We start from the raw sequence: 16,952 nt of genomic DNA, 5'->3' as shown, positions 1-16,952 counted from the left end.
TGAATAACTATAGCAAATTTTTATTTTAATTACAAAATCTATTTATAAAAATTGCAAAATTAAAACAGTACACAAAACTTAATTAGTCATGTGCACTGTTTTATTGCGATTTTTAATTCAAAAATCAAATTTATTTAAAATAGCCAGCTATAGATTTCACTTCTAAGAACTCTTCAATACCATAATCGCCCCATTCACGACCTAAACCAGATTGTTTATAGCCACCAAATGGTAAGTCTGGCTTTCTGCCTGCTTCATTTATTTCTACTGTACCTGCTTCAATAGAACGAGCTACTTTATGCAATGTTTCTTTGTTCTTACCAATAACATATCCTGCCAAACCATATTTTGTATCATTTGCAATTTGAATCGCTTCATCTAAATCGTTATAAGTGATAACTGACATTACTGGCCCAAAAATTTCTTCTTGTGCTATCGTCATTTGATTATCTACATTAATAAAAATTGTCGGACGTGCAAAGTATCCTTTTTCAAGTCCTTCTGGTTTACCAGGACCACCATAAAATAATTCAGCACCTTCTTCAATACCTTTATTAATATAATTTTGTACTTGATCAAATTGTTTTTTACTAATGATAGGGCCTACTTGTGTACCATCTTCTCTTGGATTACCGACACGCACTTGGCTAAATTGTTCTTTTAATTCAGCTAAGAATGCATCTTTAATTTTGTTAGGCACTAAAACACGTGTACCAGCTGTACATACTTGACCAGTATTATTAACAACTTTGCCTGTTGTTGCTTTAGCCGCTTCTTTAATATCTACGTCATCTAGGACGATGTATGGTGATTTGCCACCAAGCTCTAATGATACCTTTTTAAAATATTTAGCAGCTTTTTCCATAATTTTAGAACCAGTAGGGCCTGATCCTGTAAATGACATCATGCGTACTTTAGGATGCTCAGATAAAGGATTCCCAACGCCAGCACCATCACCATTAACAAGGTTAAATACACCTTTAGGAACACCGACTTTATCAAAAATCTCAGCTAAAATAACAGCTGCAAATGGTGTTTCTTCAGATGGTTTAAGTACAACTGGACTACCAGCCGCAAATGCTGCTGCTAATTTTAATGATGTTTGGTTTGTAGGGAAGTTCCACGGTGTAATTAAGCCAGATACACCGATTGCTTCTTTAACAACTAAATCATCTCCGCGGCGTTCTTCAAATTCGTAGTTATCTAATGCGTCTCTCGCTGCAACAAAATGGTTTAGTCCCATTTGATAATGGACACGCTCAGATAATGATAAAGGAGCACCTAATTCATCCGTAATAGCTTGTACAATATCGTCTTTTCTGTTTTCATATTCTTTTACAATTTTATCTAATAACGCTTGTCTTTCTTTCACAGATGTATGACGGAACTCTAAATAAACATCGTCTGCCGCCTCGACGGCTTTATCAACATCAGCTTTATTACCTTTAGCAACTTTCCCGATTACTTCTTCGGTTGCTGGATTTATAACTTCTATCGTTTCATTACTATTACTTTCTACCCATTCGCCATTAATGTATTGCTTTGTGTAGTCTCTCATTATTCTTTCACTCCTCAAGAATGATTTATATATTATTTATCCGTAATGCATACGATATAAACATTACATTCCATTATGATACGCTCCCTTTTAATATGTTCAAAATAAAATGCTTTAAAATTTTGCTGCATCTAATTTTTTATATTTTTAAATAAAAATAACTATTCCTTCATCATCGCAAATAATGCGAAGACTTAGAAATAGTTATAATCAATGCTATGTTTAAACGTCATGTAATTATTTAGCAGTACGTTGATCTGTTAAATCGACATATGATTGCGCCCATGCTTCAATTGGATGTAAAGCCTCTGCTAACGCTTTACCTTTTTCAGTTAGTACATAAATAATTTGTACTGGACTCGTAGAAATGATTTGCTTCTCAACTAACTCCCATTGTGCAAGCTCTGACAACTTAAGACTTAAAGCACGTGGCGTTATTGTTTTCAAATCTCTTTTCATATTGGAAAAGTGTGCTGAACAGTCATTACATCTTGAGAGATAATTAATGATTAATCCATTCCAACTTCTACCAAGTATTTTAAAAGTTTCTTCGAGATACGGACATACTTCCATCATCTTCACCTCTCATCAATAAATTTAGAATGTAAACGAACACCCTTTTTTAATCAGTATAATTATTATACCACAAAACAAGATAAATCTATACAGTTTCCGTCCAAATATCTGCACCTAAAGCTTTTAAGTGTTCTACAATATCTGTATAACCTCTATAAATATGTTTTACATTGTAAATTGTAGTTACACCCTCAGCAATTAAACCAGCAATAATTAAACAAGCTCCTGCTCTTAAATCGCTAGCATAAACTTCAGCACCATGTAATGTTGATGGTTTTATCGTTGCTGTGCCTTCGTCAACTTCAATATTTGCACCCATGCGCTTTAATTCTTCAACATGTTTAAAACGCTCCGGATAAATCGTATCAGTTACAAATGAAGGACCATTTGCCATAAATAATAATGGTGTAATAGGCTGTTGTAAATCAGTAGCAAAACCTGGATATACTAGTGTTTTAATATCAACAAATTGATATGGTGCATTATTATTGATACGAATTCTTTCGTCTCTTACATCAACATTCACACCTAATTCACTAAATTTAGCAGTTAATGTTTCTACATGTTTCGGAACAATATTATTTAATATAACATTTTCTCCACATGCTGCAGCGATACACATATATGTGCCTGCTTCAATTCTATCAGGTATAACTTGATACTCAGAACCATGTAATTCTTTGACACCATTGATTTTAATCGTTGATGTACCCGCTCCCTTAATATTAGCTCCCATACTTGTTAAGAAGTTAGCAACATCAACTACTTCCGGTTCTTTAGCAGCATTTTCAATTACAGTTTGTCCTGTTGCATAAACTGCAGCTAGCATAATGTTAATTGTTGCACCTACGCTAACCATATCTAGAAAAATATGTGCACCTTTTAACTCTTTAGCTTCAATTTTCATTGATGTCGTACTTGATTCATCAATTTCAGCACCTAAAGCTTTAAATCCTTTAATATGTTGATCAATTGGACGTGGCCCAAGTGGACATCCTCCCGGTAAACCAATCACACATTTTTTAAATCTACCTAACATGGCACCCATCATATAGTATGAAGCACGTAATGATTCAACTTTATTATTTGGTAATGCAGCATTTTGTATTTCAGTTGTATCAACTTCTAATTCCGTACCATTTAGTGATGCCTTAATATTTAAATCTTCTAATAAACTCACTAAAGTTTTAACATCAGAGATTTGCGGTAACCCTTCTAATTTCACATGTCCTTGAGCTAATAATGTTGCAGGAATGATAGCTACAGCACTGTTTTTCGCGCCACTGATATTAACTTCCCCATTTAGTGTGCGTCCACCTCTTATTTTTATTACCTCTTGAGCCATATCATTTATCTCCTTTGTCCATTACTTTTTAATTTTTTGCATTATTAGCATTATAAATTAATTTTACTTTATTTGTAAAATAGTTTATTTTAATCGTTAAAATCTTGTCTTTCTATTACGATTGATTAATAACGCATCATTCACCTTAATTAATATATGATGTTATTACCCGCTTGACCATGGTCTAAAGTCTGATTGTTCGCTCAAATATTGACATTATTTTGACAGCCAATTCAGCTTTAGTGGGATTGCTTTTGTATGTTTTTATTCATCAACTACAGCATTTTCTATATAATTATAGCACAATCATTTTTTGTATATTTCATCATTTTTAGCTTCAACTTTTAAAATGTGCTGTATCAATTCGTGCCTTAACAACATAAAAAAGAAGCAAACACCATTCTGTCTGCTCCTTTTTGAAATTAATATCCCTACGTTATTAATAACTTAAAAACTAAATATTAATTATTTAGCACGGTTTGAAGTACCGAACTCTTTAATTTTACCTTTAACTGTTTCTTTGATAGCTTCACGTGCAGGTCCTAAGTATTTACGAGGATCGTAAACTTCTTTGTCGTTATTTAAAACGTCACGAACTGCTTTTGCTGAAGCGATTTGGTTTTCAGTGTTTACGTTAATTTTAGCTGTACCAAATGGAATTGCTTTTTGGATATCTTTAGTCGGGATACCAGTACCACCGTGTAATACTAATGGTAAACCTGTAGATAAACCGATTTCTTCCATTTCTTTAAATCCTAATTTTGGTTCACCTTTGTATGGACCATGAACTGAACCTAATGCTGGCGCTAATGCATCGATACCAGTTTTTTCAACTAGTTCTTGACATTCTTTAGGATCAGCATAAATGATACCGTCTGCTACAACATCATCTTCTTGTCCACCAACAGTACCTAATTCAGCTTCTACAGAAACACCTTTTTCATGAGCGTATTCAACAACTTTTTTAGTTGTTGCTACGTTTTCTTCGAATGGGCTGTGTGAAGCATCGATCATTACTGATGTGAAACCAGCATCGATAGCTTCTTTACATTTTTCGAAGCTTGAACCATGGTCTAAATGGATTGCTACAGGAATAGTGATGTTTAAGTCATGCATTAACCCTTCAACCATTTTAACAATTGTGTAGAAACCGCTCATGTAACGAGCAGCACCTTCAGAAACACCTAAAATTACAGGTGCATTTTCTTCTTGTGACGCTTCTAAAATTGCTTGAGTGAATTCTAGGTTATTAATATTGTATTGACCTACCGCATAACCATTTTCTTTTGCATCAATTAACATTTCTTTCATTGAAACTAAAGGCATGAAAGTTCCTCCTTGAGTGCTTACGCACGTATTTTTCAAAGTAATTATATCAAAAAAATAGCGTCAATGCATTGAAATACTGCAGATTAAATGTGTATTTTTTGAAAAATGCGATAGTTATAATAAATGCAAACGTATACATTTTTATACAATTTAAGCCGTTGCATAATATGTAGTCATTAATTACAATATTTTATAAGTAGATTGGAGGATAAAGATGTCAAAAATCTTAAACACACAACTAATAGGTATCTTTAATAGGCTAGAAAAACAATCTTTGGAAATTCAAATGGCTGCCCAATGTTTAATTCAAGCAATTGGTGGCGAAGGTTATGTTTATGTAAAAGGTTATGATGATTTACAGTTTTTCGAAAGTTTCATTCTACATGGTGATGAGCGTTTAAAATCTAGCCGAAAACTTGACGCTATTAAAGACTTTAAAGAAATTGACTCAACTGATCGTGTATTATTATTCGCACCATTTTATAATGATCAAGTTGCATTAGATATTCAAAAACTTATCGACTTAGATATCGATGTGGTCTTAATAAGCAACAAACCTAAAACAGATGATTTCCCTGATCATCTCGTACATTTTATCGATTTATCTACACCAAGACCTATAGTCTACACTGAAGATTACGATAAGATTGTCCAACCACATGCGATGGCATTGAATTATGTATACTATGACATTTATACACAAATGATTGAAATGACAAGAGACTTAGAATTATAAAAGTCACTATTGTTATTTCATACCTTGTCACTAACATAATATTAAAATTATACGAAAAACCGGTACTTTCAATGTTTAACAATGAAAGTACCGGTTTTATTAGCAAATTTATTTATTTTGTTGATATTTTAATGAAGCTTCAATAAATGATTTAAAAATCGGGTGCGGACGATTTGGTCTAGATAAGAATTCTGGGTGGAATTGACAAGCAATAAAGAAATCATTTGTCGGAATCTCTACCATTTCTACTAAACGTCCATCTGGACTTGTACCAGAAATTACCATACCATTTGCTTCTAATTGTTCTCTATAGTCATTATTAAATTCATAACGATGACGATGTCTTTCTTCAATTTCCGCTTTACCATAAACATCTTGTGCCAATGTACCTTCTTTAATTGAACATGGATATAAGCCTAAGCGTAATGTACCACCTAAATCTTCGATATCTTTTTGTTCTGGTAATAAATCTATAATTGGGTATGGTGTTGCTGGGTCTAGTTCAGCTGAATGTGCGCCTTCAAGGCCTAATACGTTTCTTGAAAATTCAACTGTTGCAAGTTGCATTCCTAAACAAATACCAAAGAATGGTACATTGTTTTCTCTAGCATACTTAATTGCACTAATTTTACCTTCACTTGCACGGAAACCAAATCCACCTGGTACTAAAATACCGTCGACATCTGCAAGGTATTCGGCTGCATTTTCATCTGTTACTTCACTTGAATCAATCCATCTAATGTCAATATCTTTGGCAAAAGGATATCCAGCATGTTTCAATGATTCAACAACTGATAAATATGCATCTTGTAAGCTAACATATTTACCTACTAAACCAATTGTAATTTTACCATCTAAATTATTAACGATATCTAACAACTGTTTCCATTCATCAAGCTGTGTTTCATATTTCGCGTTTAATTGTAAACGTTTAATAACGATATCATCCATATTTTGTTGGCTTAATTGTAATGGAATTTCGTATAAAGAGTCTGCATCACGACATTCAATAACACTTTCTTTATTAATGTCACAGAATAATGCAATTTTATCTTTTAAATCTTGTGTCATTTCATATTCAGTTCTTACAACGATTAAGTCTGGTTGAATACCTAAACCTCGTAATTCTTTAACACTATGTTGTGTTGGCTTCGTTTTCATTTCTCCAGCAGCTTTAATATAAGGCAGTAATGTACAGTGAACATACATAACATTTTCTCTACCTAAATCACTACGAATTTGACGAATCGCTTCAATAAACGGTAATGACTCAATATCACCTGTTGTACCGCCAATTTCAGTGATAACAACGTCTGCATTCGTACTTTCCCCTGCAAGTAATAAACGTTCTTTAATTTCATTTGTAATATGCGGAATAACTTGAACTGTTCCGCCTAAGTAATCACCACGACGTTCTTTTTTCAGTACGTGTGAATACACTTTACCGGCTGTTACATTTGAAAACTTGTTTAAATTAATATCAATAAATCTTTCGTAATGTCCTAAGTCTAGGTCAGTTTCTGCACCATCATCCGTTACGAATACTTCACCATGTTGATAAGGACTCATTGTACCTGGGTCAACATTTAAGTATGGATCGAATTTTTGAATTGTTACATTAAGACCTCTATCTTTTAATAATCTACCTAGAGAAGATGCTGTAATACCCTTCCCTAATGATGAAACTACGCCACCTGTTACAAAAATAAATTTTGTCATGTCTTGACCTCCTAATTATTAAAGGGAATGCTTCCTCATCAATTGTAAAAATTACGTAAAACATAACATTTGAGTAAGCTCATTCAAGTTGTTTGTTTGTCGAATTCGACAAAATTAAATTCTGTTTACTTACCGTTTCCATACTGCTATGTCACTATGTATATCATTTACAACTTTGATTATTGCGTTATCATTTCTTGATTTACTCAATTAAATAAAAAAACGCTCCCTCTCACAAATTTTGTAAGGGGAGCGTATAAATTTTATACACGTGTCCTATTTAAAGGAGCCCGAATAAAATTTTATCATCTTTCAACTAAAAGTCAAACAAAAAATTATGCTTTGAAGTCTTCTTCGTCTTCAAAATCTTCTTCGTCTTCATCTAGTTCATCTTCATCTTCTTCAATGACTATATCCGAATGATTGATTTCTTCTTCAACTTGCTCATCTTCAGGATCATTTAATTCTTCTTGATCATCAGTTTGAGCTGGAATATCGTCATCATCATCCAATTCATCTTCACCCAATAATTTTAAGTTTTGATCTTCTTCATCATCGGCGTCTAAAATATCAAATTTTTGAATTGTTGGTGCAATTTTCTCTTCGATATCATCTACTGAGTACCAGTCACGTAATCCCCATAAGTTTTCACCAACATTTAAAAAACGTCCATCTGTATTTAAATCTGTGTAAAATTGTACAACACGAGTTTCAATTTCCTCATACTCATAATCACCTAATGCTCTAAATTCATCGATGATATCATATAAGTTCATTGTTTCACCTTTATCATTCAATAATGTATAAGCCATATCAATAAATGATTTTTCATCAACCATTTGTTTTGTATAATCTTGAATTTTCATTGCCCAATACTTCCTTTCGAAGGATATAATCTAAATTTATACGTCTGAATTCATTTATATATAGTAACAAAACTAAATTATAAATGACAATATCATATTTCGCAATCACTGTTAGTAATTTAAATATTTTTCGAAAACGACATAATCATCAGTTTGTTCGATTTCAACGAAATTACTATTTAGACATAATGGTTTAAAATCATTATTCTCTCCAAACAGAATCATCGTAATCACATTAAGGTTGTCATAGTTTTTTCTTAAGTAAGTTGGCAATTGTCGCAGCGCACTTGAACCAATACCATTAAAGCGATATGATTTATCCACTTCAATAGCAGCAATGTTCATGCGTTCACCAATCTGCTCCAATGCGATAAAGCCAACCTTTTGACCATCAATCATTAAATTAATGATATGTACATTGGTCACTTCTGAACGACTTTCTTCTTCAAGCTTTAATGACGAAACATGTTTTGAATCTAAGTCCAAGTAATATAGTCGTTCTTTGCCGATTGGTCCTTCTTCTTTAGTCGCTGTATGCATGAATCCAGCACGTTCGTATAGGTTCCAAGCATTGTCATTTTCCGCATCTACTACTAGATATAGATGATTAAAATCAGGAAATACACCTTGAACATATTGCGGCAATGACATCATTATTTTCGTGCCATATCCAAAACCTTGATATTTTTCATTAATCGATAATGAACGAATATAAACGACATTTTCAGGTGTATCATAACCTTCATGCTGATAGTAACGATGTAATACAAAAAAGCCCACCACTTCATTTTTATCGTTTATTGCTACGTTAGCAATCCTATCAGCATCATTAATTGCATCATCAATAACTTCTTTAGGTAAAGATGAATATATTTGTTGTCTTTCATTCAAGTCAAAATCATTAATTGCTGAACGATATTGTTCATCAAATGCTTTTAAAGTGATACCTTCAAAACAAAGTTCTTTAGCCATATATTTAACCCCTATCTTTTTATATATGAAGCATGAATCCCCATATTATTTTACCTATTATTTCACTACGATACCATTATTTACTCTAAGTTAAATAAATTACTTATTTATATTTTTTAATTTTTAAAATTAATGTGCTATTCCTCATTACTTATCATTTTAATCAGAGACTTACAAATACACTGCGTACGAACTACTTTTAATATTGCGTCACTAACTAACAATCCTATACAACTTCAAAATTCCTAGAAAATAATATATATAACTTAACGTCTACGTTTGTAATACATTAATTGCGATACGCTTACAATGTTGAAATACAATGGCATCAAATTTGTTAATAATTACTATTATTACTTGTTTTTTAGTCATTTTACTATACTATTATTTAAGGATAGACATTAATAATGAGGTGGGAATCTTATGAAAGTTGGCATTGACGCTGGCGGTACACTAATTAAAATCGTTCAAGAGCAAGATAACCAACGTACTTTTAAAACTGAATTAACTAAAAATATTGATCAAGTTGTGGAATGGTTAAACCAACAGCAAATTGAAAAATTATGCTTAACTGGAGGTAATGCAGGTGTCATTGCTGAAAACATCAACATTCCTGCACAAATTTTTGTAGAGTTTGATGCTGCATCTCAAGGACTAGGTATTTTGTTAAAAGAGCAAGGCCATGACTTAGCAGATTATATTTTTGCAAATGTTGGTACCGGTACGTCACTACATTATTTCGATGGCCAATCACAACGTCGTGTAGGCGGTATCGGTACAGGTGGTGGCATGATTCAAGGACTCGGTTATTTACTAAGTCAAATCACTGATTATAAACAGTTAACTGACATGGCACAACACGGTGATCGTAACACTATCGATTTAAAGGTTAGACATATTTATAAAGATACCGAACCACCCATTCCCGGTGATTTAACAGCAGCTAATTTTGGTCATGTACTACATCATTTAGATGCTGATTTTACACCTAGCAATAAATTAGCAGCCGTTATTGGTGTCGTTGGCGAAGTTGTTACGACAATGGCCATTACTGTTGCACGTGAATTTAAAACTGAAAATATCGTTTATATCGGTTCTTCATTTCATAATAACGCTTTATTACGCAAAGTTGTGGAAGATTATACTGTGTTACGCGGTTGCAAACCGTACTATGTTGAAAACGGCGCATTTTCAGGTGCTATTGGTGCATTATATTTAGGAAAATAGAAAAAGACCATTTATATGAGCGTTGTTTTAAATAAACGCTATATAAATGGCCTTTTATTTTATGGTCTACGTGTTTTGAATACGTATTGTTCCATTTATTATCACTTAATTACTTACAACTCAATTCAATTAAAATGTAAGTTCATTAGACAATTTTTGCGCTGAAACAATTGTACCAACCACGCCAGTTTTTAAATCTATCGCAACGGCTTTATGATCATCTCTAAGTTCATCTAGCCATTCTCCGAAAACAGAACCTTCAATCGTAATTAAATCACACTCTTCAAAATCTTCATCTCGAACTTTTAACGCTCTGTTTTTAATACTCCATACAGGCATAATATGCGGCTTTTTTTCGTCGCTATCATTTTCACTAATGAGAATAAACTGCTTACTACCTTTTTTAGTTAAGCCGTATACTTCATCATATTTCGCTACATCTTGGACAAATTCTTTGATTCTAATTTTATCTAATTCCGTCATCACTTCTTGTGTAACAGCTACAACGTTTAGTAGATGCCCTTCTTCTTCCATTGTTTGATTCATAATAATATGGTCTTGTTCATCAAACAATTCATCTAATTCATAAGTAGCAAAACGATCAACGTCCATTTTTACAACTTTATCAAATGGAATATCACGACTTGTTAAAAATGATACGGCCACACTTTCTTCTGTCCAAACGCCTACATACGCTTCACTTTTATAATTTAGGCGTACTAGTTTTTTATTTTTAGAGGCGAAATAAATACATTCATTTATTAATATATCTCTAAAGAATGGATATGCTTTATAAGACATGCTTGACCCTCACTTTTTAAAATATGTCATACATAAAATAGTAAATGACTCCAACAAGTTAGTCAATTAGACATATTATGAATTCAATTTAATGTCATGTTTTTCATTTTAAAAATTCAATAGCATTAAATTTTACGTATACACAAATTCGGTCTATAACACGAAACATATCTAGTTACTAAAAATTTCAAAACGATAACCTTTAGTATACCTTTATCAACAAAATGGCAACTCTTATAACATAGTGAAATAAAAGTCGCCATTTAATATTAGTATTACAAAGTATTGCCATATCATAAATTTAATTATTGTTGACTAGAATCGAAAAAAGCTTGTTACAAGCGCATATTCAGTCAACTACTGGCAACATAACATTGTAGCGCCTTATGTTCCGAACTCTAATAGTGTTCAAGTTCAGCTAAAAATGCGCGTTCATTCTCCAGTACTGTTTCTTTTGAATCTCCATGCCAAATACAGCCAAACCTTGATTTAACTTTATCTTCACCGTACCAATCACCATCATAATAAGATAACGGGTATAAACTACCTTCTTTGACATATTTCAAAATCGTATTGAAGAAATGTGTGTTATCACCTTTTGAATGATAACTATAAAACTTTTGATATCCTGAATTCAACTCATTAGCAAGTAATAACATGCTCGTTGAACCATTTTGTCTAAAGTTTAAATCAATCGCATAAACGTTATCATCCTCATCGACGAGTAGGTCAAAACCAGCTACACCAAAGAATCCTTGATTCACACCGTTTTCCATAATTTGTCTACCTGCTTCTATAACGTGCTCTGGTACATTAGTAGTATTTTCATTTCCGTTATAAAATCCGTACTTATCCGTTAATTGCGTTGCCGCACCAAGATATTGAATGCCTAGCGATTCCGAGTATGCAAACTGAACGCAATAATTCGCTTTTTCTTCAATCTTCTGTTCGATAATAAGCGAATTCGTTTCAGCAGTTGCCTCTTTAATACGCGTTATCGCTTTTTGTAAATCTGCATCATGATAACAAATCATAACGCCATAGCCACCTGCTGTCGGAAGATCATCTCCCGGCTTAATTACAAACGGGAATTCCCAATTCTTAATCTCGTTTTCGAATTGCTCAATTTTTACAACTTTTCTTTTTGGTAAAAACTTCCCATTTGTCCATTCAGGTATTCTTGCTTTATTATTTAAAGCAACAAATAACGTTTTATCTAATGCATAATATTGCTGATTCAAGATTGTTTCATCATGAATATATTGAAAATAAATCTTTTTATTTTCCTTATGTGCCAATTGTTTAATCAAGTTTTCGTAAGATTGCTGATTGTTAAATGTATAAATTGAGTTCGGTACATCCTTACCAATAACTTGAAATAGCTGATGCAATTTATCTGTCGCACTAGCTTCGTGAACAATAACAGGTAATTGATTTGCTATTAATAACTCCCTACCAGTTAAAAAATTAGATTGATGTTCGTCCGGTTTCAACCATGGATTCGATATATACGAAGGTCTTGACGTATAGACAACATCTTTGTCATATAAATCACTTAACGTTAAGTTCGGCTCATTACCATTATTTGTCATTACTTCCCATTCCCTTTCAAATGCGCATGCTCTTCAATAATGTCTTGATAAACGTCTTGATTTGTAATTAACTCTAACCCCATCAACGCCATTATTTTAGCACCTTTAATTAATGCTTCATCACCATGTACACTCGCAGCTGCTTCTCTAAATCTATGCGTATGTCCTACTAAATTACGTGATCCTATTTTAATATGAGGATGTATTGTTGGCACAACATGACTTACGTTCCCTGTATCCGTAGAGCCATAACCAAAATCATCATCAATAACTGCTTCACCAACTTCTTCAGCATATTTAGCAAATAAATCATCTAATTTCGGCGTTTTAATGAATTCATTCACACCGTTTTGAATTGGACCAAATTCATAATCACAACCAGTCTGTATCGCAGCTCCACGTGCGATTTGATTTACTTTTTCTGTTAATATATCCAATTCTTTACGCGTCATTGCTCTAGTATAAAAACGAGCATGTGTATAGTCTGGAATAATATTAGCTGCTTTCCCGCCATCTAGAATCACACCATGCACACGTTGATCTTTTTTAATATGTTGTCGTAGTTGTGCTACACCATTAAAATAACTAATCATAGCGTCTAATGCATTTAACGCTTCATCTGCATTTTCAGAGGCATGAGCACTTTTTCCGTAAAATTTAACATCTAAAACATCCACTGCCAAAGTATCAATCGTTTTATAAGTTTCATTTCCCGGATGAATCATTAAGGCAATGTCTATTTGATCAATCACACCAGCCTTGACATAAGAAGCTTTAGCGCTACCATTTTCCCCACCTTCTTCAGCTGGACATCCAAGAACGACTACTTTACCACCAATTTGGTCAATCACTTGCTTCAAACCAATTGCACCAAGCACACTTGCAGTTCCAATGATATTATGACCACAAGCATGACCCAATCCTGGCAAAGCATCGTATTCTGCTAAAAAACCTATAGCTGGCCCGTCAAGACCTGAATCATATGTCGCTATAAACCCAGTTGCATGCCCAGCAATCTCGGTTTCAATTTCAAAATCATGCTCTTTCAAACGATCTATTAAAGTTCGAGACGCAAATATTTCTTCATTACCAAGTTCAGGACGTTCATGAATTCTATGACTGATTTCGATATAACTATATTTATTTGTTTCTATATAATCGAGAATTTGTTGTTTTTCACTCATTTTTTACTATCTCCCTTTTACCCTACACTCATTTTAATCATCCACAATATTTTGTTCTTTCAAAATGAATTATTACTTATTCTATCGGTTTTATCTCATGATGTCATCTAGTTTTTCTTTATTTACAAAATTTTCTAATAACTAAAAGCCTTTCATAAATTTATAAAACAGTTTCAAATTGTAAAACATAAGCCCTATTGTTACAATTTAAGTATTGTTAGAAACACAACTTACAACAAACTTAAGTTTTATAATGCAACAAATCATAAGCGTTTTATAGTTTTGAGTAGTTAATAGGAGGAAATTCAAAATGACAAAAATGAATGTTGAAAGTTTCAATTTAGATCATACTAAAGTGGTTGCCCCATTTATTAGATTAGCGGGAACGATGGAAGGATTAAACGGAGATGTCATTCACAAATACGACATTCGTTTCAAACAACCAAACAAAGAACATATGGATATGCCCGGACTACATTCATTAGAACATTTAATGGCTGAAAATATTAGAAATCATAGTGACAAAGTTGTTGATTTAAGTCCTATGGGTTGCCAAACTGGTTTCTATGTATCATTTATTAATCATGATAATTATGATGATGTATTAAATATTGTTGAAGCAACTTTAAATGATGTGCTAAAAGCTACTGAAGTGCCTGCTTGTAATGAAGTACAATGTGGCTGGGCAGCAAGTCATTCATTAGAAGGTGCTAAAACTATCGCTCAAGCATTTCTAGACAAACGAAACGAATGGCATGATGTTTTCGGTACAGGAAAATAAATCTTAGTCGATCAAGTTAATCAGAAAAGCAGTCGAACAATGATGTTACAATCGCCATTGTCCAACTGCTTTTTATTATGCTTCAAAGTCAAAAAATCGAACAAATGAAAAAGTAAAATCTTTAACATTTGTCCGATTTATTTAAGAACCACTATAATTTCTTAATTAGTCCCATTAACACGAACTGCATAGGTAACCTTAAATATAGTTGCCATGTTGGCAATTGTTTATCTCCTAAAGGTAACTTTTTAACTGCCATATAGATATTAGCTGGGAATACAGCTAGCAAGAATAGATTGATTGTATTTTTCAAGCATTGAGATGGTCTTTTAATTAAAAGTGCAAGTCCAAATAATATCTCAAAGATTCCTGTAACAAGAACCGCTGTTTTTCGAAGTGGCAAACATTTCGGTATGATATTTCTAAATTGTCGTTCTCGTGTAAAATGCAATACACCTATTACACTAAAACCTATTCCTAATAAATATCTTAGTATGTTCAATCAGCTTCAACTCCTACTCTGTAATGATTTTATGAATTAATGTAGGCGATACAACATGATCAGCAATTGTTATGCTTGAATCTAATTTTTTAACAACATCGTCTACATCTTGGCGATTACTGTGAATCGTTAATAATGATTCTCCTTCTTCTACTTTATCACCAATTTTTTTATTTAAAACAATACCAACCGCTAAATCAATATCATCCTCTTTTGTTAAACGTCCCGCTCCTAACATCATCGAAGCGACACCTATATCGTTAGAGACTAACTCAGTCACATAACCTGATTTTTTAGCTTTATATTCGATTTGATATTGAGCTTGTGGCAAACGCTCTGGATGGTCAATAACTGTTTCGTCGCCACCTTGGTTTTTAATAAATGTTTTGAATTTTTCTAATGCTGCACCTGAATCAATTGCCTCAATTAGCAATGCTCTCGCTTCTTCAAGCGTTTCAGCTTTGTTTGCAAGTACAACCATTTGAGAACCTAATGTTAGTACAAGTTCTGTTAAATCTTTCGGACCATGTCCTTTCAACGTATCAATTGCTTCTTGTAACTCAAGCGCATTGCCAATCGCACGTCCAAGTGGCTGATTCATATCAGAAATAATCGCCATCGTATTACGTCCCACATTATTACCAATACGTACCATTGCGTGCGCTAATGCTTCAGCATCTTCTAATGTTTTCATAAATGCACCGCTACCAGTTTTTACATCTAATACAATTGCATCTGCACCAGCAGCAATCTTTTTACTCATAATTGAAGAGGCAATTAATGGTATTGAATTGACAGTACCAGTAACATCCCTTAAGGCATATAATTTTTTGTCTGCAGGAGTTAAATTTCCTGATTGTCCTACAACTGCCACTTTATTTTCATTAACCAATTTCACAAATGTTGCTTCATCTATTTCAACATGAAAACCATCAATTGCTTCTAATTTATCAATCGTACCACCTGTATGACCTAATCCACGCCCACTCATTTTTGCAACAGGAACATCTACAGCTGCTACTAATGGTGCTAAAACCAACGTAGTTGTATCTCCTACACCACCTGTTGAGTGCTTATCTACTTTGACACCTTTGATATCACTCAAATCTATCATATCACCAGAATTAACCATAGCCATCGTTAATGCTGCACGCTCATCATCATTCATATCTTGGAAATAAATCGCCATTGCTAAACTTGATGCTTGGTAATCAGGAATATCCCCTTTAACATAGCCGTCAATAAAGAAATTAATTTCTTCCGTTGTTAGCGTATGACCGTCACGCTTTTTCTCAATAATGTCTATCATTCTCATTTTTATCATCCTTTTCTTAAAAAGCTTAGGACAAAGCATCTGCGCTTTCTCTAGTCCATTTTTAAAAGCACAAGCGAAAATTATTATAGCAAGCTATCGATTTCATTTTTAATATCACAATTTAAATGCGATGTTATTATTCTTAAATAGATTGGTTATAACGTCAAAGTCCCTATTAAATTATCTTAGAATCATCATGGCATTTATGATGTCTTAAAGCTGATATCGACATACTTATATATGGTTACGATGTCCCATGCTTACATGTTTTTTATAAAATTAGTAATCTGAATCTGCTTCTAAACCTTGCATAATTTGAACGCCTGCGCTCGCACCAATACGTGTCGCACCTGCTTCAACCATTTTATTGAAATCTTCTAAATTACGTACGCCACCTGATGCTTTTACTTCTACATCAGCACCTACTGTATCTTTCATTAATTTAACGT

15 protein-coding genes and 1 pseudogene are annotated in these 16,952 nt (G+C 33.1%); 3 read left to right on the top strand and 13 right to left on the bottom strand.

Annotation, left to right across the window (positions count from 1 at the left end; translation table 11 throughout):
* Positions 1–130 precede the first annotated feature (130 nt).
* The 4 genes from IDG65_RS07380 to fdaB all read right to left on the bottom strand — a co-directional run bounded on the left by IDG65_RS07380 (position 131) and on the right by fdaB (position 4,805).
* Complete coding sequence (locus IDG65_RS07380; RefSeq protein WP_001206099.1) at positions 131–1,558, bottom strand: aldehyde dehydrogenase family protein; 1,428 nt, start codon at positions 1,556–1,558, stop codon at positions 131–133.
* 237 nt (positions 1,559–1,795) lie between these two features.
* Positions 1,796–2,131 carry a winged helix-turn-helix transcriptional regulator gene (locus IDG65_RS07375; protein ID WP_052997664.1) on the bottom strand — a complete coding sequence of 112 codons (336 nt, stop codon included), beginning with the start codon at positions 2,129–2,131 and terminating at the stop codon, positions 1,796–1,798.
* A gap of 88 nt (positions 2,132–2,219) precedes the next feature.
* Complete coding sequence (locus IDG65_RS07370) at positions 2,220–3,479, bottom strand: UDP-N-acetylglucosamine 1-carboxyvinyltransferase (RefSeq protein WP_000046602.1); 1,260 nt, start codon at positions 3,477–3,479, stop codon at positions 2,220–2,222.
* A 465-nt stretch (positions 3,480–3,944) separates the two neighbouring features.
* Positions 3,945–4,805 (bottom strand): class IIb fructose-bisphosphate aldolase FdaB, encoded by an 861-nt coding sequence (fdaB, locus tag IDG65_RS07365; protein WP_001131841.1) that lies wholly within the window; start codon positions 4,803–4,805, stop codon positions 3,945–3,947.
* A gap of 217 nt (positions 4,806–5,022) precedes the next feature.
* Between fdaB and IDG65_RS07360 the strand changes: the two genes are divergently transcribed.
* On the top strand, positions 5,023–5,544 hold the full coding sequence (locus tag IDG65_RS07360; protein ID WP_000034998.1) for a DUF2529 domain-containing protein: 522 nt from the start codon (positions 5,023–5,025) through the stop codon (positions 5,542–5,544).
* A 108-nt stretch (positions 5,545–5,652) separates the two neighbouring features.
* Here the strand turns inward: IDG65_RS07360 and IDG65_RS07355 are convergent, their stop codons facing one another.
* The 3 genes from IDG65_RS07355 to IDG65_RS07345 form a co-directional block, all read right to left on the bottom strand.
* Positions 5,653–7,263 carry a CTP synthase gene (locus tag IDG65_RS07355; protein ID WP_000159960.1) on the bottom strand — a complete coding sequence of 537 codons (1,611 nt, stop codon included), beginning with the start codon at positions 7,261–7,263 and terminating at the stop codon, positions 5,653–5,655.
* Between the two features lie 335 nt (positions 7,264–7,598).
* A complete protein-coding gene (gene rpoE / locus IDG65_RS07350; RefSeq protein WP_000701486.1) occupies positions 7,599–8,129 on the bottom strand; it encodes a DNA-directed RNA polymerase subunit delta in 531 nt (176 codons plus the stop codon).
* Between the two features lie 111 nt (positions 8,130–8,240).
* A complete protein-coding gene (locus IDG65_RS07345; RefSeq protein ID WP_001040736.1) occupies positions 8,241–9,101 on the bottom strand; it encodes a GNAT family N-acetyltransferase in 861 nt (286 codons plus the stop codon).
* A 423-nt stretch (positions 9,102–9,524) separates the two neighbouring features.
* Between IDG65_RS07345 and coaW the strand changes: the two genes are divergently transcribed.
* Positions 9,525–10,328, top strand: a complete 804-nt coding sequence (gene coaW / locus IDG65_RS07340) for a type II pantothenate kinase (RefSeq protein ID WP_000862728.1) — start codon at positions 9,525–9,527, stop codon at positions 10,326–10,328.
* Positions 10,329–10,457: 129 nt separating this feature from the next.
* Here coaW and IDG65_RS07335 read toward each other — a convergent pair whose 3' ends face one another.
* The 3 genes from IDG65_RS07335 to IDG65_RS07325 all read right to left on the bottom strand — a co-directional run bounded on the left by IDG65_RS07335 (position 10,458) and on the right by IDG65_RS07325 (position 13,905).
* Positions 10,458–11,129, bottom strand: coding sequence for a DUF2750 domain-containing protein (locus IDG65_RS07335; RefSeq protein ID WP_000120549.1), 672 nt, complete (start codon positions 11,127–11,129; stop codon positions 10,458–10,460).
* 398 nt (positions 11,130–11,527) lie between these two features.
* Positions 11,528–12,721, bottom strand: a complete 1,194-nt coding sequence (gene ldmS / locus IDG65_RS07330; protein ID WP_000183712.1) for an L-aspartate--L-methionine ligase LdmS — start codon at positions 12,719–12,721, stop codon at positions 11,528–11,530.
* Positions 12,721–13,905, bottom strand: coding sequence for a M20 family metallopeptidase (locus tag IDG65_RS07325; protein WP_001291497.1), 1,185 nt, complete (start codon positions 13,903–13,905; stop codon positions 12,721–12,723). The genes ldmS and IDG65_RS07325 overlap by 1 nt, the downstream gene beginning before the upstream one ends.
* Positions 13,906–14,215: 310 nt before the next feature.
* On the opposite strand from IDG65_RS07325, the gene IDG65_RS07320 reads away from it, so the two are divergent.
* Positions 14,216–14,686: an S-ribosylhomocysteine lyase gene (locus IDG65_RS07320; protein WP_000164420.1), complete on the top strand. Its 471-nt coding sequence runs from the start codon at positions 14,216–14,218 to the stop codon at positions 14,684–14,686.
* Between the two features lie 151 nt (positions 14,687–14,837).
* Here IDG65_RS07320 and IDG65_RS07315 read toward each other — a convergent pair whose 3' ends face one another.
* The 3 genes and pseudogenes from IDG65_RS07315 to IDG65_RS07305 all read right to left on the bottom strand — a co-directional run.
* Positions 14,838–15,188 (bottom strand): DoxX family protein, encoded by a 351-nt coding sequence (locus IDG65_RS07315; protein ID WP_001024035.1) that lies wholly within the window; start codon positions 15,186–15,188, stop codon positions 14,838–14,840.
* A gap of 13 nt (positions 15,189–15,201) precedes the next feature.
* Complete coding sequence (locus IDG65_RS07310; RefSeq protein WP_001242303.1) at positions 15,202–16,503, bottom strand: pyrimidine-nucleoside phosphorylase; 1,302 nt, start codon at positions 16,501–16,503, stop codon at positions 15,202–15,204.
* Positions 16,504–16,782: 279 nt separating this feature from the next.
* Positions 16,783–16,952, bottom strand: a pseudogene (locus tag IDG65_RS07305) (deoxyribose-phosphate aldolase); the annotation flags it as partial.

The organism is Staphylococcus sp. EG-SA-17 (assembly GCF_017151845.1).
GTDB classification, from domain to species: Bacteria; Bacillota; Bacilli; order Staphylococcales; family Staphylococcaceae; genus Staphylococcus; species Staphylococcus aureus.
Note: the sequence above shows the minus strand (reverse complement) of the source record. Positions and strands in the feature narration are given on the sequence as shown.